At 67.2% G+C, this 22,398-nt stretch carries 14 protein-coding genes; 8 read left to right on the top strand and 6 right to left on the bottom strand.

Features of this window, described 5'->3' with window-relative positions:
• Positions 1-12: 12 nt before the first annotated feature.
• A complete protein-coding gene (locus tag JOD97_RS24175) occupies positions 13-900 on the bottom strand; it encodes a helix-turn-helix domain-containing GNAT family N-acetyltransferase (RefSeq protein ID WP_209724294.1) in 888 nt (295 codons plus the stop codon).
• Positions 901-1,037: 137 nt separating this feature from the next.
• Here JOD97_RS24175 and JOD97_RS24180 point away from each other — a divergent pair, with 137 nt between their 5' ends.
• Both JOD97_RS24180 and JOD97_RS24185 read left to right on the top strand, forming a co-directional pair.
• A complete protein-coding gene (locus JOD97_RS24180; RefSeq protein ID WP_209724296.1) occupies positions 1,038-1,400 on the top strand; it encodes a DUF5710 domain-containing protein in 363 nt (120 codons plus the stop codon).
• A gap of 120 nt (positions 1,401-1,520) precedes the next feature.
• Positions 1,521-2,603 carry a histone methylation protein DOT1-like protein gene (locus JOD97_RS24185; RefSeq protein WP_209724298.1) on the top strand — a complete coding sequence of 361 codons (1,083 nt, stop codon included), beginning with the start codon at positions 1,521-1,523 and terminating at the stop codon, positions 2,601-2,603.
• A gap of 17 nt (positions 2,604-2,620) precedes the next feature.
• On the opposite strand, the gene JOD97_RS24190 is transcribed toward JOD97_RS24185, so the two are convergent.
• Positions 2,621-3,517, bottom strand: a complete 897-nt coding sequence (locus tag JOD97_RS24190; protein ID WP_209724300.1) for a LysR family transcriptional regulator ArgP — start codon at positions 3,515-3,517, stop codon at positions 2,621-2,623.
• 88 nt (positions 3,518-3,605) lie between these two features.
• Between JOD97_RS24190 and JOD97_RS24195 the strand changes: the two genes are divergently transcribed.
• The 4 genes from JOD97_RS24195 to JOD97_RS24210 all read left to right on the top strand — a co-directional run bounded on the left by JOD97_RS24195 (position 3,606) and on the right by JOD97_RS24210 (position 10,890).
• On the top strand, positions 3,606-4,211 hold the full coding sequence (locus JOD97_RS24195) for a LysE/ArgO family amino acid transporter (protein ID WP_209724302.1): 606 nt from the start codon (positions 3,606-3,608) through the stop codon (positions 4,209-4,211).
• Between the two features lie 638 nt (positions 4,212-4,849).
• Positions 4,850-6,772: a putative bifunctional diguanylate cyclase/phosphodiesterase gene (locus JOD97_RS24200; protein ID WP_373999925.1), complete on the top strand. Its 1,923-nt coding sequence runs from the start codon at positions 4,850-4,852 to the stop codon at positions 6,770-6,772.
• 104 nt (positions 6,773-6,876) lie between these two features.
• Positions 6,877-9,120 carry a TonB-dependent receptor gene (locus tag JOD97_RS24205; protein ID WP_209724304.1) on the top strand — a complete coding sequence of 748 codons (2,244 nt, stop codon included), beginning with the start codon at positions 6,877-6,879 and terminating at the stop codon, positions 9,118-9,120.
• 183 nt (positions 9,121-9,303) lie between these two features.
• Positions 9,304-10,890: a methyl-accepting chemotaxis protein gene (locus JOD97_RS24210; RefSeq protein ID WP_209724306.1), complete on the top strand. Its 1,587-nt coding sequence runs from the start codon at positions 9,304-9,306 to the stop codon at positions 10,888-10,890.
• A 110-nt stretch (positions 10,891-11,000) separates the two neighbouring features.
• Here the strand turns inward: JOD97_RS24210 and JOD97_RS24215 are convergent, their stop codons facing one another.
• Positions 11,001-14,114, bottom strand: a complete 3,114-nt coding sequence (locus JOD97_RS24215) for a diguanylate cyclase (RefSeq protein ID WP_229264676.1) — start codon at positions 14,112-14,114, stop codon at positions 11,001-11,003.
• Positions 14,115-14,507: 393 nt separating this feature from the next.
• Here JOD97_RS24215 and JOD97_RS24220 point away from each other — a divergent pair, with 393 nt between their 5' ends.
• The gene (locus tag JOD97_RS24220) at positions 14,508-16,166 is read left to right on the top strand and encodes a DEAD/DEAH box helicase (RefSeq protein WP_209724307.1); all 1,659 of its coding nucleotides are present in this window, start codon (positions 14,508-14,510) and stop codon (positions 16,164-16,166) included.
• A gap of 42 nt (positions 16,167-16,208) precedes the next feature.
• On the opposite strand, the gene JOD97_RS24225 is transcribed toward JOD97_RS24220, so the two are convergent.
• Both JOD97_RS24225 and JOD97_RS24230 read right to left on the bottom strand, forming a co-directional pair.
• Complete coding sequence (locus tag JOD97_RS24225) at positions 16,209-17,366, bottom strand: acyltransferase (protein WP_209724309.1); 1,158 nt, start codon at positions 17,364-17,366, stop codon at positions 16,209-16,211.
• A gap of 100 nt (positions 17,367-17,466) precedes the next feature.
• A complete protein-coding gene (locus JOD97_RS24230) occupies positions 17,467-18,324 on the bottom strand; it encodes a bifunctional 2-polyprenyl-6-hydroxyphenol methylase/3-demethylubiquinol 3-O-methyltransferase UbiG (protein ID WP_229264677.1) in 858 nt (285 codons plus the stop codon).
• Between the two features lie 239 nt (positions 18,325-18,563).
• Here JOD97_RS24230 and JOD97_RS24235 point away from each other — a divergent pair, with 239 nt between their 5' ends.
• On the top strand, positions 18,564-20,309 hold the full coding sequence (locus JOD97_RS24235) for a glycosyltransferase 87 family protein (RefSeq protein WP_209724311.1): 1,746 nt from the start codon (positions 18,564-18,566) through the stop codon (positions 20,307-20,309).
• 9 nt (positions 20,310-20,318) lie between these two features.
• Here the strand turns inward: JOD97_RS24235 and JOD97_RS24240 are convergent, their stop codons facing one another.
• Positions 20,319-22,391 carry a glycosyltransferase family 39 protein gene (locus JOD97_RS24240; protein ID WP_209724314.1) on the bottom strand — a complete coding sequence of 691 codons (2,073 nt, stop codon included), beginning with the start codon at positions 22,389-22,391 and terminating at the stop codon, positions 20,319-20,321.
• Positions 22,392-22,398 lie beyond the last annotated feature (7 nt).

Raw genomic sequence — 22,398 nt, forward strand, 5'->3', positions numbered from 1 at the left:
GCGGGCGGCCGTTCAAGCCAGCCGCTTGCGCATGAAGATGGTGGCCTGCGGATTGTCGTTGTAGCGTTCGCAGCGTTCGTAACCGAGGTTGTCGTACAGCCGGATGGCCGCGCGCAGGTCGTCCTTGGTGTCGAGATACACGGCGCTGTGGCCGGCCTCGGCCGCGTGGTCCTCCAGCGCCCGCATCAGCGCCTGCGACAGGCCGCGCCCGCGGTGGCGCTCGGCCACGTAAAGGCGCTTGCATTCGACCGCGCCGGCGATGCCGGGCAGCGGACGCATCGCCACGCAGGCGGCCGGCGCGCCATCCACATACGCGATCCACATGGCCGAGTTGGTATCGTCAAGGAAGGCGCGGATGGCGTCGTCGTCGTCGCGCAGCACCACGCCGATGACGTCGAAATATTCGTACAGCAAATGCCGCGCGTCGTTCAACTGCGCGGTCGTGGCGCGCATGATCCGCGTCGACGGCTGCGACAGGATCTCCCGCACCTTGCTCATCGCCTCCAGCAACTGCGCGCGCTGCGCCTCGCCCAGCTGGTCGAGCATGCGCAGCGTTTCCGCCGAGGCGCGGTGGTTGATGTCGGCGATCACGCCATGGCCGGTCGCCGTCAGACTCAGCAGGGTGGCGCGCTTGTCCTGCTCGGAGCGCACGCCCTCGATCAGTCCGCGTTCGGTCAGCGAGCGCACCATGCGGCTCATGTAGCCGGCGTCCAGCCCGAGCGTGGTGCGCAGATGGTTGGCGGTGCAGCCGGGATGTTGCGACAGTTCGTACATCATCCGGCCTTCGCTGAGCGAATAGTCGGTGTCGAGGTAGCGGCCGCGCAGCAAGCCCAAATGTACGGTGTAAAAACGATTGAATTGCCGTACCACCTCGGCCTGTTCGTGCATCTGCTGATCCATCCGGCGCCCCTTCATTGTCGCAATTGGTTGCTTTTGGCAAGTAATTTTGCCGACTATAGCGCCATTGCGCCGCGCGGTCAACATGGCGCCCATGGCAGGCGGTAAAATGGCGGCTTCCCCATAGCGGAGTATCGACGATGATGTTTCTTAAAGTTCCGTTTGCGGAAAAAGACGAGGCCAAGGCGCTGGGCGCCCGCTGGAACGGCGAACGCAAATCGTGGTACGTGCCCGACGGTAAGCCGACCGAGGCGTTCGAACGCTGGCTGCCGCCCGGCGGCACCGATTTCGTTCCGGCCAAGGCCGCCGCCGCGCCCAAGGCCAAGCCGGCCTCGGTGGATTCGTATGTCGGCAAATCGGTGATCGGCAAGCTGTATCAGGAATTGCCGCACGACTGCAATCCCTTCGAGGCGTGCCCGGTGTGCGCGCCGGCGCTGGTCACGTCCGGCTGGCAGGCCGCGCACGAGGACGTGGCGAAGTTGCTGGTCGCGCTGCGGGGCTGATGCCGCTCCCATGCGGAGGCACCCCGAAGACAGTTGAGTTATCGGCCACACATCGCATCGATCTGATCTAGAATACGGATGAGATACCCCACGAGAAGCCTGCCGATGAACAGTCACACGATGCCGCCAGTTTTTCGCACTGAAGACGGGCCGGTCACACCGGTCGCCAGCTTCAACCAACCCGCCGATGTCTTTGAAGCGCTGTTTCAAAGCATACAGGGCGGCGAAAAGCATGTGCGGCCGTTGCTGGACCTGGTCCCCGATTCCCACTTTCTTGGATTTATAGAAGTCGGCTACGCGCTGCGCGCCTGCCTCGAGGACAAGTCACGCCGCGACTATCTGCTGCGGCGGCTGCGTCCGCATCTGGACGTGATCATCGGCACTTTGCCGGCGAGCATACAGCCGCACGGCATGCTGCCCAAGCAAGCGGCGCCGTCCGGCTTTCGCGACCTGGAACAGATCACCGACGCCGAAGTGCGCGCCTGGCTGGTCGAGGACGGCGGCCTGATCTACGGCGAATTCGCGCGGTATGAGCTCGACAATCTGTTCGACGCCATCGCCCCGTCCATCCGTCCCGGCGGCGTCATGGTCGATCTTGGCAGCGGGCTGGGCAAGGTAGTGATGTCGGCCGCGCTGGCGTTTCCGTTCCAGCGCTGCATCGGTGTCGAATGCATGGGCTACCGCCACCGCATGGCCTTGCAGCGCCTGCACAATCTGCTGGTGCTGGCCGAGCGCGGCGTGGCGCATCTGCCGGCGCCGCTCAGGCCCGACTCTCCGCTGACCTTGCCTTTCGGCGAGGCGACCACCGGCCGTCACCTGCTCGATCTGGGTTCGCGGGTGACCTTCATCGAAAGCGACATGTTCAAGGTGGACGTGCGCGGGGCCAGCCTGGTGTTCTTGTACAGCACCTGTTTCGGCCCGCAGATGGACGCGCTGGCCGACAAGCTGGCCCGCGAGCTGCAGGAGGGCGCGCTGGTGATCACCACCACCTATGCGCTCAAGCATCCCGCGTTCACCTTGCTGCATTACTACCCGGCGGGCACGGTCGCCTGGACCAATGTGATGCTGTACAAACGCACCGGCGCGCTGGAGTCGCTGCCGCCGGCGGACATCACCCGTCCGCACCAGCCGGATCCGGCGGAGTGGGAGGCGCGCGCGCGCCAGGAATTCGACGCCATCGATGCGCGGGCCGGCGCGGCCTAGACCTGCAGCGGGACCCGCTATTGCAGCAGCCACTTGCGCGCCGTCGTGATGATGCCGTTCGACAGCGTACGGGTGAACGGGGTCTGGATATCCCACATATGCCACGTCAACGGCACGTCCAGCACGTGGCCCGGCGCCAGATCGACCAATTTCCCCGCCTCCAACAGCGCCGCGCATTGCAGCAGCGGCAGCATGCCGTACGCGTATCCCGCCTCCAGAAAACGCACATAGCCCTCCGAGCTCGACAATGAATGATGGGGAACCCGGCCCGTATGGCCGGTGCGCTGCGCGATAAAGCGCGTTTGCAGCGCGTCCTTGCGGTCGAAATTGAGCGTGGGAGCGTGCTGGACGGCCGCCGCCGTGAAACCGTCGGGGAAGTGGCGCGCCGCGAAAGCCGGACTGGCGACGCACGCGTACCGCATCGCCCCCAGCGGCGTGGCCGAAGTTCCCGCTACTTGCGCCGTTTCGCTGGTAACGCAGCCGAACACGCGGCCTTCACGCAGCATCGTCATTGTGTGGTCCTGGTCGTCGAGGCGGATATGCAGCATGCAGTCGCCGCTGGCCAACAGGGGCGCGACGGCCTCCTGCAGCCAGGTGGCGGCGCTGTCGGCGTTGATGGCGATGGCGATTTCCGGTCGCGCCGGCGCGCCCGGCCCGGCATGGGGAAACGCCGTCAGCGCAGCCTCCAGCAGTTGAACCTGGCGATAATGGGCGATCAGCCGCTGGCCGGCCTCGGTCGCCGCCGGCGGCTGGCTGCGTACGATGAGCAGTTCGCCGGCGCTGTTTTCCAGCATGCGGATGCGCTGGGACACGGCCGACTGGGTGATCGCCAGCGCGGCGGCGGCCTTGTCAAAGCTGCCATATTCGATCACGGCGTCCAGCGCCGCCAGTCCCCGGTAGTCGACTCGGCTCATTAGCTTTCCTAATATTTGGTCAGTAATATTAATTATACTTATCTTTCGGCCTGCCCTAAGCTGGCGTCTTTTGCACACGGGAGGACGCATGGAAGCGACCGCATTTTTGAAGGGCATGGGCTTGGGCGGAGGATTGATCGTCGCCATCGGATCGCAGAACGCTTATTTATTGCGGCAGGCGTTAAAGCGCGAATATGTGCTCACTTGTATCGCCATTTGCATCGTCTGCGATATCGCGCTGATCGGCGCGGGCGTCGCCGGAATGGGCGGATTAATCAGCGGAGCGCCGGCGCTACTGTTTTGGATAAAACTCGCGGGAGCCGGTTTTTTATTCTGGTACGGTTTGCGGGCGGCGCGTTCCGCTTTGAATCCCGGCGTGATGGCGACCGGTGGCGATAAACCGGCCGCGAGCCGTTATGCGGTGGTCGCGGCGATGCTGGCTTTCAGTTTGTTGAATCCGCATGTTTATCTCGATACCGTGGTTTTATTGGGTTCGATAGGCGGACAGCAAATTGGCGACGGACGGATTTATTTCGCGCTGGGTGCGATGGCGGCGTCGATCATCTGGTTTTCCAGCCTGGGGTTAGGCGCGCGGTTTCTGATACCGATATTCGCCAACCCGCGCGCCTGGCAAATATTGGATGGGGTGATCGCGGTGGTGATGTGGGCGTTGGCGGTGACCTTGTTTCTTTAAACAGGCGTCCATGCCGCTATCGCCGTGTCGCGTTCCCGCCACGGCCAAACAGGCGGGCGTCCCCGGCGGGCCAAGCTGAAAAATGGCGGGTATATGCCAATTCCTGGCATGAAAGTGGCGTAAAAACGCCAAAAAAGATTGCCGTTTGCCCCTTCAGCTAAATGTGGTTGAAAATATATTTCTTTTGAGAACTAATCTGGGACCCACTTGGCATACAATGCTGAAAGTAGCGTGGATATGGCGCGCCGTTTGAGTGGGCATAAATGAGCATCGAACCCGGCAATTACGTGAGTTATTCGACCATGGCGGCGGCGTTCGCGTCGGATGCCATTCTGAGTACCTTGCTGATATTTCTGTGGCTGACGCAGCGTAAAGAGAAACACGCCTTGTTCTGGGGCGTGGGCCAATTGGCCGTCATGACCGGCGTGATGGTCTGGTTTATCGGTGCTCAGGCTATACCGCTTCAGTTGCGGTTGTTTATATGCGCGTTGATGCTCACCGTTGGAATGATCGGTTATTGGGGCGGAACGCAATATTTTCTCGGAGATTTACGACGCCGCCAGACGCGTTCTATATTATTCGCGGCTGCCGGCTTAACCGCCTTATTTTATATCCTGTGGAACGCCTATTATGATCTGGTGGCGCCCGGCAGCGCCGCCATACTCGGGCTGGTCATGCTATGGATGGGCGCGCGGCTGGTGCGCGCGCAAAAGCGCTATCGCTGGCTGGGATATACGCTGGTGGCGCGCGGCGCATTCAACGTCCTCAGTTCGCTGACCCTCGGACCGGAACTGTATCTGCTGTGGTTCGCCGGCACCTCGATACTCAAAACGCTGTCGATGCTGGGACTGATTTATTCGGTGCAGGACGAGATCCAGCAACGCTACGTGCGCACCATCGACAGCCTCAGTCATGGCTTTTTGATACGGGACCGGCTCGGCTATGTCCACGTGGCCAACGAGCGCTGCGCCCGCCTGCTGGGCTTCGACAGCGCCGCCGACCTGGTCGGCAAGCACGTGTGCGAGCTGCTGCCCCACCTGACCCCGGCGATGGCCGACGAGTATTTCCGCCGCTTCGAGGCGCCGGGCGTCCACTACCCGATGACCGAAACGGCAATGTTTGCATTACACAATGGCACGCGGCTGCCGGTGGAGATGATGGGCTCGCCGTACATCGAGCGCGGACGCCTGTACTGCCTGGTCCAACTGCTCGACATCAGCGAGCGCAAGAAGAAGGACGACCTGTTGTACCAGGCCGCCCGCATCGACCCGGTGACCGGCTTTTTCAACCGCCACGCGCTGTCGGCCTTGCTGACCCAGGAAGTGGCGCGCGCGGCGGCGGTCGGCCGCGAATGCGCGGTGCTGTTCCTCGACCTGGACAAATTCAAGCGCATCAACGATTCGTTCGGGCACGCCATCGGCGACGAGTTGCTGCGCCAGACCGCGCGCCGCCTGCACGCCGTGCTGCGCCCGAACGACGCGCTGGCCCGTTTCGGCGGCGACGAGTTCATCATCGTCGTTGCCGACCTCGAGCCGGGCACGGCCGAGCGCATGGCGCGCCTTTGCGCCGAGCGCGTCATCGGCGCGATGGCCGGCCGCTTCGACCTGTCGCACCACGCGATCGGCGTGTCCGCCAGCGTCGGCATGGCGTGCTATCCGCTGCACGGCAGCGATAGCGATATGCTGATACGCAACGCCGACATCGCCATGTACGAGGCCAAGAAGGCCGGACGGGGCGAACTGCGCTTTTTCAATGACGCCATGAACGCCGCCGCCAAGGACGCGCTGGTGATCGACACCGCCCTGCGCGGCGCCATCGAGGCCGGCGAGTTCAGCCTGCTGTACCAGGCCATCGTCGACGCCCGCGGCGGCAAGCTGGCCAAGGTGGAGGCGTTGCTGCGCTGGGACAGCCCCGGGCTGGGGCCGATGCGTCCGGACCGCTTCATCCCGGTCGCCGAGGACAGCGGCATGATCGTTCCCATCGGCACCTGGGTGCTGAACGAGGCCTGCCGCCAGATGGCGTCGTGGCGCCACGGGCCGCTCGACGGCCTGACGGTCAGCATCAACGTCTCGGCCTGGCAGTTGGCGGACCCGGCCTTTGTGGCGCTGGTCGAGCGGGCGCTCGCCGACAACGGCCTGGGCGGCCATCGGCTGGAGCTGGAATTGACCGAGCGGGTGCTGATCGACGACGGCGGCCACGTGCACGCGGTGCTGCAGCGCCTGCGCGCCTTGGGCGTGGGCCTGTCGCTCGACGACTTCGGCACCGGTTACTCCTCGCTCAGCTACCTGACCCGGTTCCAGTTGAACACGCTCAAGATCGACCGCGCCTTCGTCATGGACATCGAGCACAGCGAGCGCAGCAACAGTCTGGTGAACGCCATCATCGCCATGGGACACAGCCTGGGGCTGCAACTGGTGGCCGAGGGCGTCGAGACGGCGGGCCAGGCGGCGATCCTGGAAAAGATGGGCTGCCATTATCTGCAGGGCTATTACTTCTCGCGGCCGATCGCGGCGGACGCGCTGTCACGTTTCGCCGGCGAAGGGCAACTGTCGGCGTCGTGATACATGTCACCCAGATGTCATAACGTCGTCATCGCGATGTCATATGCAGTTCCTACAATCTTGCGAGTTGATCATCCCACTAACCGCAAGAAAGAAAAAAACTCATGCAACCGCGCTTCCCTCTGAAACCTTTGTGCCTGGTGGTGCTGCAAGCACTGGCCTTCCATGCGTACGCGGCCGACGCCGCCGACGCCGCCGATAGCGCCGCCACGGCCGGCGCGCTGGCCGGTCCGATGCAGTCGGTGGAAATCACCGGCCGCGGCCAGTCGCGCCAGGTGCAGAACATCAACAAGGCCGATCTGGCCGAGGCGTTGCCGGGGACCAGCCCGCTGAAGGTGTTGGACAAACTGCCGGGCGTGAATTTCCAGTCGGCCGATCCGTTCGGCGCCTATGAATGGTCGACCTCGTTCAGCATCCGCGGCTTCAACCAGAACCAGCTGGGCTTCACCCTGGACGGCGTGCCGCTGGGCGACATGAGCTACGGTAACAACAACGGCCTGCACATCAGCCGCGCGGTCTCGTCGGAAAACATCGGCAGCGTCCAGGTGTCGCAGGGCGCCGGCGCGCTGGGCACCGCCTCCACCAGCAACCTCGGCGGCACCGTGCAGTTCTTCACGCTGGCGCCGACCGACGAGTTCGGCGTGACCGCCTCGCAAACCCTGGGCAGCGATTCGACCTCGCGCACCTTCGTCCGCGTCGACACCGGCCTGATCAACGGCGCCGTCAAGGCCTTCATCAGCGGCACCCGCCAGCGCACCGACAAGACCAAGGGCGAGGGCGCCCAGGACCAGGACCAGATCAATTCGCGCTTCGTGTTCAACTTCGGCGACAACAGCCTGACCGGCTTCCTGAATCACTCGGACCGCAAGGAAGTCGACTACCAGGATATGTCGAAGGAAATGATCAACCGTCTCGGCTACTCGTGGGACAACTACCAGCCCGACTGGCAGCGCGCGGTCAACGCCGCCAAAGGCCAGTACAGCGGCGCCGTCAACAGCCTCGACGACGCCTACTACTCGGCCGGCGGCCTGCGCAAGGACACCCTCGGCGGCCTGACCCTGGACCTGAACTTCTCGCCGACCCTGGAACTCAAGACCACGCTCTACAACCACGAGAACGAAGGCCAGGGCCACTGGTACACGCCGTACGTCGCCACGGACGCCGCCAACCCGATCTCGCTGCGCACCACCGAGTACCAGATCAAGCGCCACGGCGCGACGGCCGAGCTGACCTGGGACCTGGGCAGCCACACGATCACCGCCGGCGCCTGGGGCGAGCGCTCCGACCACACGGGCAGCCGCAACTACTACGCCGTCACCGGCCCGGCCGACACGATGGTCTACCTGAGCAATCCGTTCCGCACCGACTGGGCGCAGAACTTCATCACCACCACCGCCCAGTACCACCTGCAGGACAGCCTGAGCCTGATGGACGGCAAGCTCAAGATCAACGCCGGCTTCAAGAGCATGAGCGTCGACATCGCCGCCCGCAACATCGTCGGCACCCGCGCCGCCGGCAAGCTGTCGGCCGAGAAGAATTTCCTGCCGCAGGCCGGCGTCAACTACGCGCTCAGCGCCGACGACGAGGTGTTCGCCTCGGCATCGAAGAACATGCGCGCGTTCCAACCGGGCGTCAGCGGCCCGTTCTCGCAGACCCAGGCCGCGTACAACGCCGGCAGCGCCAACCTGAAGCCGGAAACCTCCGCCAACGTCGACCTCGGCTACCGCTTCAAGCGCGCCGCGATCCAGGGTTCGCTGGCCGTCTACAGCGCCCGCTTCGACGACCGCCAACTGAGCGTGGCCACCTGCGCCGGCATCGTCGGTTGCCCGTCGACCTTCGTCAACGTCGGCAAGGTCGACACCAAGGGCGTGGAGGCGATCGCCGTGTGGAAGCTGAACCGCGAAATCAGCTGGTTCAACTCGTACACCTTCAACGATTCCAAGTACAAGTCGGATTACCTGGACAACAACGTGCTGGTGCCCGTCAACGGCAAGACCGTGGTCAACGCGCCGCGCAACCTGTTCAGCACCGAGGCCTCGTACGAGACCGGCAGCTGGTTCGCGCGCGTCGGCGGCAAGCTGACCGGCAAGCGCTACTACACCTACACCAACGACAACGGCGTGCCGTCGTTCTGGCTGGCGAACCTGTCGGCCGGCTACAAGATGAAGTCGCTGGGCCTGCTCAAGGACCTGTCGCTGCAGGTCAACGTGACCAACCTGTTCGACAAGGAATACATCAGCACGATCGGCACCAACGGCTTCCAGGCCCGCGATCCGAACGGCACCGCGCAGACCCTGCTGACCGGCGCGCCGCGGCAAGTGTTCGTCACGCTGAACGGCAAGCTGTAACCGCGATCGCAAGGCCTCCGCCGGCGGCGGAGCTGGGCGTTCCACTCGATAAATTTTGCGTTTCGCGCAAAGTTTAGAGGATGGAACGCCTTTGTTGCTTATGGGATACAGCTACGGTGTGGCGCTGGCAACGCGGCTTGCGTCGTCGCATACTGAGCGGCTTTCGTCCCTCAGGAGTCCGCCGTGAAATGGTTTTATGATCTGAAAATCGCTACCAAACTGATAGCCTCCTTCTCGGTCGTGCTGCTGCTGACCCTGTTGCTGGGGGTGGCCGCGATGTGGTCGACGCAGCGCGTCAACGAGGCTTCGGACGACCTGGCGCAGAACTGGATGCCCAGCGTGCGCGCGGTGCTCGAGCTGCGGGCCGATCTGGGCGACATGCGGCGCTGGGAGCTGTCGCACGTGCTCAGCGACGAGGCCACCGGCTACGCCACCTACGACGCCCGCATGGCGACCGCGCTGGCGGCGATGAAGGCCCATCGCGCCACTTATGACAAGCTGATCAGTAGTCCCGAGGAAAAGGCCATCGCGGCCGAGTTCGACCGCGCGTGGGAGGCCTTCATGGCCGATCACGCCAACATCATCCGCCTGTCGGCGGCCGGGCAGAAAGCCGAGGCGCGGGAGTTGCTGAAGGGCTCGTCGGCCACCAACCTGGGGCAGCTGAACGCGCTGGCCAACAAGCTGGTCAAGATGAATATCGACGGCGGCGACGCCGCCAGCGCGGCCGCCACCACCACCTATGAAAACGCGCGCCTGACATCGATCCTGCTGCTGGTCACGAACATCGTGCTCGGCATCGGGCTGGCGCTGTGGGTCGCGCGCGTGGTCTCGGCGCCGCTGCGGCAGGCGGTGTCGGTGGCCACGGCCGTGGCCGGCGGCGACCTGACCCGCGTGATCGAGGTCGACAGCGCCTGCGAAACGGGCCAGCTGATGGGCGCGCTGCGCGACATGACCGGCCATCTGCAGCACCTGGTCAGCCAGGTGCGCGGCGGCACCGACACCATCGCCACGGCGTCGGCCGAGATCGCGGCCGGCAACCAGGACCTGTCGTCGCGCACCGAGCAGCAGGCCTCGAGCCTGGAGGAGACCGCCTCGTCGATGGAAGAACTCACCAGCACCGTCAAGCAGAACGCCGACAACGCGCGCCAGGCCAACCAGCTGGCGCAGTCGGCCTCGGGCATCGCCATCAAGGGCGGCGACGTGGTGGGGCAGGTGGTCGGCACCATGTCGTCCATCAACGAATCGTCGCGCAAGATCGTCGACATTATTTCGGTGATCGACGGCATCGCCTTCCAGACCAATATCCTGGCCTTGAACGCGGCGGTCGAGGCCGCGCGCGCCGGCGAGCAGGGCCGCGGCTTCGCGGTGGTCGCCAGCGAGGTGCGCAACCTGGCGCAGCGCTCGGCGGCGGCGGCCAAGGACATCAAGTCGCTGATCAACGATTCGGTCGAAAAAGTCGAGGCCGGTTCGCACCTGGTCAACGAGGCCGGCGCGACGATGAACGAGATCGTCTCGAGCATCACCCGCGTGACCGACATCATGAGCGAGATCACCTCGGCCAGCGCCGAGCAGAGCGAAGGCATCGAGCAGGTCAACACGGCGATCGCGCAGATGGACCAGGTGACGCAGCAGAACGCGGCGCTGGTGGAGCAGGCCGCCGCCGCGGCCGAGGCCATGCAGGAGCAGGCGGCGCGCCTGAGCGAGGTGGTCGGCGTCTTCAAGCTGAGCGGGGCGCCGGCCCGTGCGGTGAAACAGCTCGCTGCCACGTAGGGCGGATTAGGCGGCACGCCGTAATCCGCCATTGCATGAGCCGTCGACACGCATGCATGGCGGATTACGCTGCGCTAATCCGCCCTACGTGTTTTCGTGGTTTTCGTGGGTCACGCAGGCGGCATCGCCAGCAACGCCATGTTGCGGCCCTTTTCCTTGGCGCGGTACAGCGCCCGGTCGGCCATCTCCACCAGCACCTCCGGCGACATGTCCTCGGTCGGCACGATCACGGCCACGCCGATGCTGATGGTCATGATGCCGAACGGCGACTGCTCGTGCGGCATCCGCGCCCGCACCAGCTGCGCGCAGATCTCCTCGGCCGCGCCAAAAGCGTCGGTGGCGTCGGTGGCCGCCGCCAGCAGCGCGAACTCCTCGCCGCCGTAGCGCGCCACGATGTCGGTGGTGCGCCGTCCGTGCGAGGTGATCAGCTCGGCCACGCTGCGCAGCGCGGCGTCGCCGGCCTGGTGGCCGTAGTGGTCGTTGTACTTCTTGAAGTAGTCGACGTCGAGCATCGACAGCGCCAAGGTCTGGCCGGTGCGGGCGGCGCGCCGCCACTCGGCTTCCAGCGCCAGGTCGAAGCCGCGGCGGTTGCTCACGCCGGTCAGGCCGTCGGTGGTGCTGAGCGCGGCGAGCTTGCGGTTCGATTGCTCCAGCTCGCCCGTGCGCGCGGCCACCAGCGCCTCCAGCTCGAGCTGGTGCCGGGTCAGCCGGTGGATGCGCACCTTGTACGCCAGCAGCAGCGAGCCGACGATCAGCAGCGCCATGCCCAGCCGGAACCACCAGCGCTGCCAGAACGGCGGCGTGATGGTGATCTTCAGCGTGGCCGGCTCCTCGTTCCACACGCCCAGGTGGTTGGCGGCCTTGACGCGGAACAGGTAGTGGCCCGGGTTGAGGTTGGTGTAGCTGGCGCTGCGGTGCGAGGCGTCCGTTTCCACCCAGTCGCGGTCGAAGCCTTGCAACTGGTAGGCGTAGCGGTTCTCGGACGGCTCGGTGTAGTGCAGCGCCGAGAACTCGATCGAGAACACCGAGGCCCCGGCCGACAGGGTCAGCGCCGTGGGCGACGTCACCGGCCCCTCGGCCTTGACGTTCTCGCGCGGCTTGCCGTTCTGCAGCGAGTGGTTGAAGACGGTGATGTCGGTGATCGCCACCTGCGGCGGCACCGAGCTGGTGCGCACGGCCGCCGGCGCCACGGCCGTCATGCCGTGCACGCCGCCGAAGTACAGCACGCCGTCGGCCGAGGTGGCCGACGAGTTGACCGTGAAGCCCTCGGTCAGGCCGTCCGACGCGGTGAAGTGGTCGACCTTGCCGGTGTCCGGGTCGAGGCGGTACAGGCCGCCGATGGTGCTGCACCAGATCTTGCCGTCGAGGTCGTGCTCGATGGCCAGGATCTTGTGCGCGCGCATCGCCGCCGCGTACGACTGGAAGCCGATCTTGCCGTCGGCGCCCGTGCGCAGCAGGTTCAAGCCCTTGCTGGTGCCGACCCAGATCCGGCCCTTGGCGTCCTCGTGCAGGCTGACGATGTTGTCGTCGGACAGGCTGGCCGGGTCGCCGTTGGCGTGGCGGAAGTGGGTGAACTTGCCGCTGGCCTGGTCCAGCAGGTCGAGCCCGCCGCCGTTCCACTCGGAGCCGGCCCACACCCGCCCGCTGCGGTCCTCCAGCACCGCCGAGGTGCCGTTGACGCTGCGGCTGCTGATGTTCTGCGGATCGTTGTAATAGAAGACGCGGGCGTCGGTGCGCGGGTCGTAGCGGATCAGGCTGTTGCCGGTGGCCAGCCACAGCGCGCCGCCGCTGGCCGGCGCGATGGCGTTGATGTAGTCGCTGGCGGTGTTGCCGAAGTGGATGGCCTGGAACGGGCTGTCGGGCGTGTCGAGCCGGTTCAGGCCGTTCGAGGTGCCCAGCCACAGCGGCTTCTTGCCGTTCTGGTCGGCGCGCGTGTCCTGGAACATGCTGTAGACGATCGAGTGCGACAGCCGGCCCGGGGTCTTGTCGTCGGCGTGGTAGCTCTTGACGACGGTGCTGGTGGCCGGATCGTACAGGCTCATGCCGACGTTGCCGCCCATCCACAGGCGGCCGTCCGGCGCCCGCGCCAGGCTCAGCAGCGCGTTGCTGGCCGGCGCCGAGCGCCGGTCGATGCGGAACGGCACGTGGCGGGTGAAGCCCTCGCTCGACAGGTTGGCCAGGGCGATGCCGTCGGTGAACGAGGCGATCCACAACATGCCGCCGCGGTCCTGCATCACCGCGCGCAGGTTGTCGCCCGGCAGGCTGTACGGATCGTCGGCGGCGTGCACGAACTGGTCGAACTCGCCGTTGGCGGCGTTCCAGCGCAGCAGCCCGGCCGACAAGGTGGTGCACCACAGCACGCCCTTGTGGTCGACGTCGAAATTGGTGATGCGGCTGTACGGCGACGGGATCGCCCGGCGCGTGCTCCAGTCGCTCTTGCCGTCCCAGCGGATCACGCCCGACTCGGTGCCGATCCACAGCGCGCCGTCGCGGTCGAACTGCAGCGCGCGCACGATGTTGACGCGCGCGTCCGGCACCGGCGCCGGGTCGACCTGGTGGTGGCGGAACACCTTGGCGCCGGGCGCCAGGTAGTCCAGGCCGCCGGGCCAGGTGCCGATCCACACGCCGCCGGCCGCGTCCAGCGCCAGCGCGTTGAGGTCGTTGCTGGCCAGGCTGTCGGGATCGTTGTCGTCGTGCGCGTAGACGGTGAACTTGCCGGTGTTGGGGTTGTAGTGCTGCAGGCCGCCCCAGCTGCCGATCCACATGCCGTCCTTGCCGTCGGAAATGATGTTCTTGACGATGCGGTGGTTCTTGGGCGCCTTGGGCGGCGCCACCACGGTGAAATCGTTGCTTTCCGGGTTGAAGCGCGCCAGCCCGGCCTGGGTGCCGGCGAAGATGCGGCCCTGCTTGTCCTCGTAGATGGCCGAGACGCGGTCGTGCGGCAGGCTGGTCGGGTCGTTGGGGAGGTTGGTGTACTTGACGGCGTGGTAGCCGTTGTAGCGGTACAGGCCGTTGGTGTGGGTGCCGACCCAGATATAGCCCTTCCTGTCCTGCATCATCGACAGCATCGACGGTTCGTCGCCGCCCAGCGGGCCGAGCTTCTTGAAGCGCAGCGACGGCGCCGGCGCCGCGCCGGCGTGGGCGGCGGCCAGCCCGGCCAGCAGCAGCGCCAGCAGCAGCGCCGGCAACATCGCCGGCAGCGCGGCGGGAAACAGGGACAGCAATAGGCGATGGCCGCGGCGTATAACCGGTGGTAGCACGAACATGGTGGAGTATCCGATGGCGTAACGGGTGCGCGTCAGCGAGCGATGTCAGGCTCGATTAAGATGGATTCTGCATAGAAACCCTATTATACATGCCAATGATGCAATGGTTTCACTATAAAAGCTGAGCCTTTTAGCGTATTTGCCGTAATTAGGGTATAGTTTACGGCGCCCATTGTGTCCCGCTCGTTGTATTTGCCGCCCCGGCGCTGCCACCGCATCATCCTTTTCGCACTGCCGGTCCCGCTTGCGGCTCCGCTTGCGCCATGCGGCGCGCCATCCGGGCGGGCAGCGCAGAATTTGTCGTTAATTGAAGAAAGCTTGGTTGTCCGCCGCAGGACCGCCGCCCACACTATGTCCGAAACCGAGATCACCACCCCGTCCGTCACCGAACCGGCCGCCGCCGCGTCCGAACCCGCCGGCCAGCCGGCCGCGGTCGCGCCGCAGGAAACGCAGCAGGCAGCGCAGCAGGCAGCGCCGCAGGAAACGCAGCAGGCAGCGCCGCAGGAAATGCAGCAGGCCGCGCCGCAGGCAGCGCCGGCCGCGCCGCCGCCGCAAGTGCAGCAAGTGCGTTTCGCCGATTTCGGCCTGTCGCCGCACATCCTGCGCGCGCTCAACGACCAGGGCTATGTGCACCCGACCCCGATCCAGGCCGAGGCGATCCCCGTGCTGCTCAAGGGGCGCGACGTCATGGGCGCGGCCCAGACCGGCACCGGCAAGACCGCCGGCTTCGCGCTGCCGATCATCCAGATGCTGCTGGCCCACGCCAGCACCAGCACCTCGCCGGCGCGCCACCCGGTGCGCGCGCTGATCCTGACGCCGACCCGCGAACTGGCGGTGCAGGTGGCCGAAAACGTCAAGGCCTACGCCCAGCACACGCCGCTGCGCTCGACCGTCGTGTTCGGCGGCATGGACATGAAGGGCCAGACCGTCATCCTCAAGGCCGGCGTCGAGATCGTCATCGCCACGCCGGGCCGGCTGCTGGACCACATCGAACAGAAAAACATCAGCCTGGGCCAGGTGCAGATGCTCGTCATGGACGAGGCCGACCGCATGCTCGACATGGGCTTCCTGCCGGACCTGCAGCGCATCATCAACCTGCTGCCCAAGCAGCGCCAGAACCTGATGTTCTCGGCCACGTTCTCGCCGGAGATCAAAAAGCTGGCCAACACCTTCCTGACCGACCCGGTCACGATCGAGGTCGCGCGCAGCAACCAGACCGCCGACAAGGTCACCCAGGTGGTCTACAAGGTGGCCGAGAACCAGAAGCACGCGCTGACGGCGCACCTGCTGCGCCAGCGCGCGCTCAAGCAGGTGATCATCTTCTCCAACACCAAGATCGGCGCCTCGCGCCTGGCCAAGGGGCTGGAGCAGGAGGGCATGAGCGCGGTCGCCATCCACGGCGACAAGACGCAGCAGGAACGCATGGCCGCGCTCGAATCGTTCAAGAAGGGCGAGATCGACATCCTGGTCGCCACCGACGTCGCCGCGCGCGGCCTCGACATCACCGACCTGCCGTGCGTGATCAACTACGACCTGCCGTACAACGCCGAGGATTATGTGCACCGCATCGGCCGCACCGGCCGCGCCGGCGCCTCCGGCGACGCGCTGTCGATCTATTCGGACAAGGACGAGCGCCTGCTGGCCGACATCGAAAAACTGATCAAGCAAACCATCCGCCGCGGCGAGCTGACCGGCTTCAACCCGGCGCCGGCGTATGGCGACGGCGCCGAGCGCCGTCCGCGCCGCGACGAGGGCGGCCGCGCGCCGGCCGGCCGTCCGGCCGAACGGTCGGAGCGCAGCGAGCGGTCCGACCGTGGCGAGCGCGCCCCGCGCGGCGCCGGCGCGTCGCCTTACAGCGCGGGCGGGCGCCGCGACAAGGTCGATCCATGGTTCCTCAAGCCGTACGAGCCGGCCAAGTCGGCCGCGCCGGCGCCAAGCGCCACCCTGGGCGGCGCCAGCGCCAAGCCGAAGCCGAAGCTGGCCTTCCTGCTGGGCGGCGCGCCGAAGTGAGCGGTTCCCCGGGCGCCGGCGGCGCCCCGGGGGACGGCCGATTCAACGGTCGGCGACCGCCTTCAGCGTCACCTTATCCTTATCCTCCACCGGGCGCGCAGCGCGCTCCGGCACCAGCTTGAGCAGCCGCTCGCGGCACCACGTGGCCAGTCCCAGTTCCAGGTAGCGGTGCGACAGCGCCGCCACCGACAGCGCCAGCGCGGTCGACATGAACAGCGACGGCCAGCTCTGCGACAGCTGCGCGATGCCCAGTTTCACCAGCGTGTCGCCGAACAGGCTTTGCGACAGTAAATGGGTCAGATACAGCGAGTACGAGATCGATCCCAGCCACATCCACAACGCCGGCACGCGGATCGGCACCGTCTTGCTGGCCAGCGCCATGCACAGCAGCATCAACGCCAGCGGCCAGCCATAGCCGGCCGGTCCGGACTTGAGGACCACGCCGCCGTAGATGGCCCAGACCGCGAACGCCGTGCCCAATCCCAGCACATGGCGGGCCAGCGCGCCGTTGCGCAGCCGCGCCCAGTCCTGCAGGTATAGCCAGCCGATCGCCGCCCCGGCCGCGAACTCAAGCACGTAGGGGCTGCTGACGATGGTCATGTAGCCGAGCCGGTAGCCCAGATCGCGGCCGACGTCGAGGCCGGCCGCGCCGCGCAGCTGCGGCAGCGCGACCACCGTCACCAGCACCCAGGTCGCCAGCGCCACCCAGCGCCAGCGCCGGAACAGCAGGCTGGCGGCGAACAGCAGGTAGAAATACATCTCGAATTCCAGCGTCCAGGCGACCGGCAAGGTGAGCGAGAAATACGGCGCCGCCCGCGGATCGGCCGGCAGCATGGCCAGCGTATGCCAGAATGTCCAGCGGTTGGCCGCCGAGTGGAAGTGGCCGGCGCCGCCGTACAGCACGAACACCGACAGCAGCGTGGCCACGGCGTACACCGGCCACACCCGCGTCACGCGCTTGATCAGGAAGCGGGCCGTCGCGGCCGGACCGCCGCCGTCGCCGGCGGTCGAATAACACATGATGAAACCGCTGATGATGAAAAACAGGTCGACCCCCATGCCGCCTTGCCCCAGCAGCTGGTCGGCGAGCGGGTAGGCCGGCGAGCCGAGCAGGGCGTAGCGGCCGTGGGCCAGCACCACCAGCAGCGCGGCGACGCCGCGCAACAGTTGCACCCACTCGAGGTTGTTGGTTCGATTCATTGAGATTGTTACTTTCGGCAAAGCGCGGGCGAAGGCGCAATTCTACCCGCGGCCGGGCCCGCGCGCGCCCCCCCGTCGCGGCGGCGCGCCCGGGCGCGCTTCAGGCCGGCCGCTTGCGGTAGGCGCACACCACGATATCGCTGGGGAAGGCGCGCAGCACCGGCAGCGCCAGCATGACGGCCGCGTAGTTGGCGTACAGCGCCGGCGCGCTCGTTGTGCCGGCGCAGCGCAACCGGGCCATCAAGCCGTCGGCGCGCACGGCCGGCAGCTCCGCGCTCAGTGCCAGCGCGAAGCCCTCGCTCTCGGCCAGGGTCGTCAGATTGCTGGGCCGGAAATAGTGCACGTGCGGCGACGGCAAGCCTTTTTGCCACAGCCGCTCGAACGGCGCGCGCCAGCCGGCGCGCGCGAACAGCTTGGCGAGCCGGTAGAACAGGCCGGCGCTGCTGGGCAGGTTCAGGATCAGCACGCCGTCCGGGTTGAGCCGCTCGCGGCACGCGGCCAGCGCCGCGCGGATGTCCGGGATATGCTCTATGACGTCGTTGAACACGATCACGTCGAAGCGCTCGCCGTCGCGCAGCGCGCCGGGGAAGTAGCCGTTGCGCACCGGCAGCCCGCGGGCCGCGGCGCCGGCCGCCACGGCCGTGTCGGGCTCGAGGCCGAGCGCCTGGAAGCGCGCCGCGGCCGCCTCCAGGAACCAGCCGTGCGCGCTGCCGACGTCGAGCAGGGTGGTGGCGGCCGGCGCCAGCCGCGCCGCGTGGCCGACGATGGTGCGGAAGTTTTCCTGCCGTATCGCCTTGAGGCCGGCCTCGCGGTCGGCCTCGTTGAGGCGCGTGTGCGCGTCGGCCTCGTTGATGGTCGGTTGCAGGGCCGCGCCCTCGTAGCCGCAGGCCGGACAGATCGAGTGCCAGGCCGACAGTCCGGCCACGGTCGGGGTGCCGCACACTACACATCTCATCATGGTTCCTTGCTTGCGCTCGCGCGAAGGGCTTAAATTTATGGCAATATAGGTATCATTGGCAAGACATATTTTTTTGCCACCGCGCAGTACGGCGCGCAGCATGTAAAATTGCCGTTTCTATAGTTGAGCTCAATGCCAGTGACCCCTTCTTTTGCCACGCCGTCCGGCGCACCGCCGCTACCATTATTCTTCCCACTTTCGCGCGGCACCGCCGCCACACCGCCGACCGGGGCGCGTCGATGACCCGCCCGCAGGAGGTCGGTGTCGCCCGCGCCATGCTGGCGCGCGGCTGGGATTGGCTCGACGGCGGGGTGGTTCAACGCCTGGCCTGGTTGCTGCCGCTGGCGTTCGGCCTGATGTCGGTGTCGCTGGGCCAGGATGACAACTGGGACTTGCGCAACTACCACCTCTACAACCCTTACGCGCTGCTCAACGGCAAGGTCGGCCTGGACCTGGCGCCGGCCCAGTTTCAAAGCTATTTCAATCCCGTCCTCGATCTGTTGTATTACGGGCTGATCAAACTGATGCCGGCGCGGCCGGCCGGCTTCGTCATGGGCGCGCTGCAGGGCCTCAATATACTGCTGGTGCTGGCGATCGGGCGCGCGCTGGCGGCCCATGCGCCGTCGATGTCGGCCAACCGCGCGCCGATGCTGCTGGCGCTGGCCGGTTGCATGGGGTGCGCCTTCTTCAGTCAGCTGGGCAACACGATGGGCGACAACATCACCGCGCTCGGCGTGCTGGGCAGCTTGCTGCTGCTGGTGCGCCACTGGCAGGCGCTGGCCGCCGGCGGCCGCCGCGGCCTGGTGCTGGCGGCGCTGGCCGGACTGCTGATGGGCGCCGCCACCGGGCTCAAACTGACCAACGCGCCCTACGCGCTGGCCGCCTGCCTGGCGCTGTTCGCGCTGCCGGGCGGTTTGTCGCGCGGCATCGGGCGCGCGTTCGCGTTCGGCGTCGGCGTCGTCGCGGCCATCGCGGCGACGGCCGGCCACTGGTTCTGGCGCATGTGGGAGCTGTTCGGCAACCCCTTGTTCCCGCAGTTTAACGACCTGTTCCAGGGCCCGCTGGCGGCGCCGATCGGCATCGGCGACACGCGCTGGCTGCCCAAAGGCCTGGCCGAGCACGTGTTGTGGCCGTTCATCTTCACGCTCGACCCGCACCGCGTCACGGAAATCAAGATGCGTCTGCTGTTGTGGCCGGTGCTGTACGTGGCCTTGCTGGCGCTGGCCGTGCACGTCGTGCTGACCCTGGCCAGGCGCCCGCCGGCGGTGGCCGCGCTGGCGCCGCCGGTGCGCCTGGTGCTGGCGTTTTTTGTGTTGTCGTATCTGGGCTGGCAAGCACTGTTCAGCATTTACCGCTATCTGGTGCCGCTCGAATTGCTGGCGCCGCTGGTGCTGTGGCTGCTGCTGCACCGCCTGCTGGCGCCGGTGCGCGCCCGTCTGCTGGCCGTGCCATTGATCGTGCTGGCCGTCGCGCTGGCGCTGCCGACGCCGCATTGGGGCCGGACCAGCTGGGCCGCCGAGGCGTTCCGCGTGCAGGTGCCGCCGCTGCCCCATCCCGAGCGCAGCGTCGCGCTGACCACCCAGGTGCCGATCGGCTGGTACACGGCCGGGTTCCCGTCGTCGCTGGCGTTCGTCTCGATCAGCGGCGGCTTCCCGCAATCGCCCCGCTACAACGAGCGCTTGGCGGCCATGATGGCCGAACGCGGCGGTCCGTTCTACGTGCTGATGATGTCGCAACAGCCCGATCCGTCCGAGGTGGCGGACCCGGCGCGCCAGCGCGCCGCCGACCAGGCCGACGCCGCCGCGCGCGCCGACGCCGCCGTGATCCTGGCCCGTTACGGCTTGCGCTGGGACGACGCCGCCGGCTGCGCCGTCTACCGCGCCTATATCGGCGTCAATTACCTGCCCTACCAATGGTGCGCGGTCCTGCGTGACGGCGACCGCGCCGCGGCGGCCGCCGCGCCAGCCGCGCCGGCAACTCCTTAGCGGCGGCGCCTAGGGCCGCCGCGCGGCCGCGTCGATCACTTCCATGCGGTACAGGCCGATGCCGAGCTTGCGCCGGTCGGCGCCGAAGCCCAGCTCCTGCGGCGAGGTCGGGCGCGGGACGGCGATGTGGATGCGGCGCGCCGCGCCGCTGGTGTCCATGCGCAGTTCCACCACGCCGTGCTCGGCGCGCACGCGCAACGGCAGCGTCTTGCCGTCGATGGTGACTTGGAAATCCTGTTCCGCGTTGGGCCCGTAGGCCGCCGCGTCGAGCCGCAGCAGCAGCCGGCGCGGCAGCGGGCGGGCGAACTCGAACACCGCCTCCGGCCCCTCCGACCAGCGGCCCCAGTGCTCGACGACCGACAGCCCGGTGCTGCGCATGTCGTCGCGCTCGGCCTCGGCGAAGCTGTAGATGTTGGCCTGCTCCGGCGGCACCACGCGCAGCAGCGTGTAGCCGCGGTTGCCGCTGTGGCGGGTGGCCCCGGTCGGCAACTGGTAATCGCCGATCGTCAGCAGCCAGCCGTTGGGGTAGTCCAGCGACGCCGTCGTGATCGCCGCCCCCTGCGGCAGACGCAGCAGGCGGACGTCGGTGTTGTCGAGGAAGAAGCGGGTCTTGAACAGGTTGGCGATGTCGGCGCCGACGATGGTCAGGCGCGACGCCTCCTTGGGCTCCAGGTATTGGTGGGCGTACAGGCCGGCCTTGACGTAGTCGTCCGGGCGCTGCGCCGTGCGCGCGTACAGGTTGACGAGCACGCCGCCGACCAGCAGCGCGGCCGGCATGAAGCCGAACAGGAACAGGCGCGTGCCCAGGCGCGCGTGGAAGATCCAGACCAGCACGCACAGCAGGCCCAGGATCGCCGGCGCCTGGCGCAGCGGCAGGTAGTGGACCACGCCGAACAGCGCCGGGCTGTCGATGTGGTTCGGGGTGTAGGCCGGCAGCAGGTACTGGCTGGCGAGCGCCAGCAGCAGCACCAGCGGCGCGGCCGCCAGCAGCCGGCGCGCGCGCGGCGCCTCGCCGCTGCGCGAGAGCTGGGCGCCGGCCAGCATCAGCAGCAGCGGCAGCGCGAAATCGTAGTAGCGCATGTGCAGCCGCGCGCCGCTCTCGGCGCCGCTGCCGGCCACCACGGCCGTAAACAGCGCCGTCACCGCCACCAGCGCCGGGATCGTCAGCGCCGAATACACCAGCAGCGCGGTGGCGCCGGGCGCCAGCTGGGCGCGCGCGCGCGCGCTGGCGCCCTGCAGCGCGGCGGCCGCCAGCGGCAGGCCGAACAGCAGCGTCAGCGCCATCAGGTGGCCCCGCAGGTTTTTCTGCGCCAGGTCGAGCAGCACCGCCAGCGCCGGACGGGTCTGCGCCTGGTCGGCGTACATCGTGCCCAGCAGATGCAGGCCCTTGCCGCCGGCGTACAGGTAGCCGACCCCGTAGCGCGCGGCGGCGGCGCACGCCAGCGCCAGCGCCAGCAGCCGCGCCGCCGGGCCGAGCCAGGCGCCGCCGGTGGCGGCGCGCTGGGCGTAGGCGCGGTAGACCAGGTACAGCAGGTACGGCGGCAGCAGGAACAAGGCGTGCACCTTGACCATCGCGAGCAGGCCCAGCAGCACCGAGCTGAGCGCCACCGCGCGCGCGTCGGCGTGGCCGCGGCGGCGCAGCACACTCCAGCTGAACAGCCAGAAACCGCAGTAGTACATCGCTTCGGGCATGAAGTAGCCGGTGTAGGTGTTGCCCGGCGAGAGCACGGCCAGCAGCGCCACCGCGGCCGCCACCGGCGCCGTCATGTACTGGCGCGCGACCAGGTAGATCAACGGCGCGGCCGCCACCATGAAGCCGGCGTTGAGCAGGCGCGCGCATTCGAGGAAGCCGTCGCCGCAGACGCTGGTGGCGCCGAACACCGTGTAGTACAGGTAGTTGGGGATCTGGGCGTCGGCCCACGGCGTCAGGCGCGCGGCGCTGCTGTAGGTCCATTCGTCGCCGAACACGCTGGGATACAGGCCGACGTTGCGCAGCGCGATGTAGGCGAACGCCAGCATCAGGGCGGCGGTGAACAGGGCCGGCGTCGACCAGCGGCGGGCGTAGCGGTGGAATAGGTTCATGCTTGTG

Source organism: Duganella sp. 1411, assembly GCF_017833525.1.
Classification (GTDB): domain Bacteria; phylum Pseudomonadota; class Gammaproteobacteria; order Burkholderiales; family Burkholderiaceae_D; genus Rugamonas.

What these genes read in the sequence shown, in the direction of transcription:
- JOD97_RS24190 (WP_209724300.1), bottom strand. Translation starts at nt 3,517, where the DNA reads ATGAGCCGAGTCGACTACCGGGGACTGGCGGCGCTGGACGCCGTGATC.
- JOD97_RS24175 (WP_209724294.1), bottom strand. Translation starts at nt 900, where the DNA reads ATGGATCAGCAGATGCACGAACAGGCCGAGGTGGTACGGCAATTCAAT.
- JOD97_RS24205 (WP_209724304.1), top strand. Translation starts at nt 6,877, where the DNA reads ATGCAACCGCGCTTCCCTCTGAAACCTTTGTGCCTGGTGGTGCTGCAA.
- JOD97_RS24225 (WP_209724309.1), bottom strand. Translation starts at nt 17,366, where the DNA reads ATGAATCGAACCAACAACCTCGAGTGGGTGCAACTGTTGCGCGGCGTC.
- JOD97_RS24185 (WP_209724298.1), top strand. Translation starts at nt 1,521, where the DNA reads ATGCCGCCAGTTTTTCGCACTGAAGACGGGCCGGTCACACCGGTCGCC.
- JOD97_RS24230 (WP_229264677.1), bottom strand. Translation starts at nt 18,324, where the DNA reads ATGATGAGATGTGTAGTGTGCGGCACCCCGACCGTGGCCGGACTGTCG.
- JOD97_RS24195 (WP_209724302.1), top strand. Translation starts at nt 3,606, where the DNA reads ATGGAAGCGACCGCATTTTTGAAGGGCATGGGCTTGGGCGGAGGATTG.
- JOD97_RS24180 (WP_209724296.1), top strand. Translation starts at nt 1,038, where the DNA reads ATGATGTTTCTTAAAGTTCCGTTTGCGGAAAAAGACGAGGCCAAGGCG.
- JOD97_RS24240 (WP_209724314.1), bottom strand. Translation starts at nt 22,391, where the DNA reads ATGAACCTATTCCACCGCTACGCCCGCCGCTGGTCGACGCCGGCCCTG.
- JOD97_RS24220 (WP_209724307.1), top strand. Translation starts at nt 14,508, where the DNA reads ATGTCCGAAACCGAGATCACCACCCCGTCCGTCACCGAACCGGCCGCC.
- JOD97_RS24235 (WP_209724311.1), top strand. Translation starts at nt 18,564, where the DNA reads ATGACCCGCCCGCAGGAGGTCGGTGTCGCCCGCGCCATGCTGGCGCGC.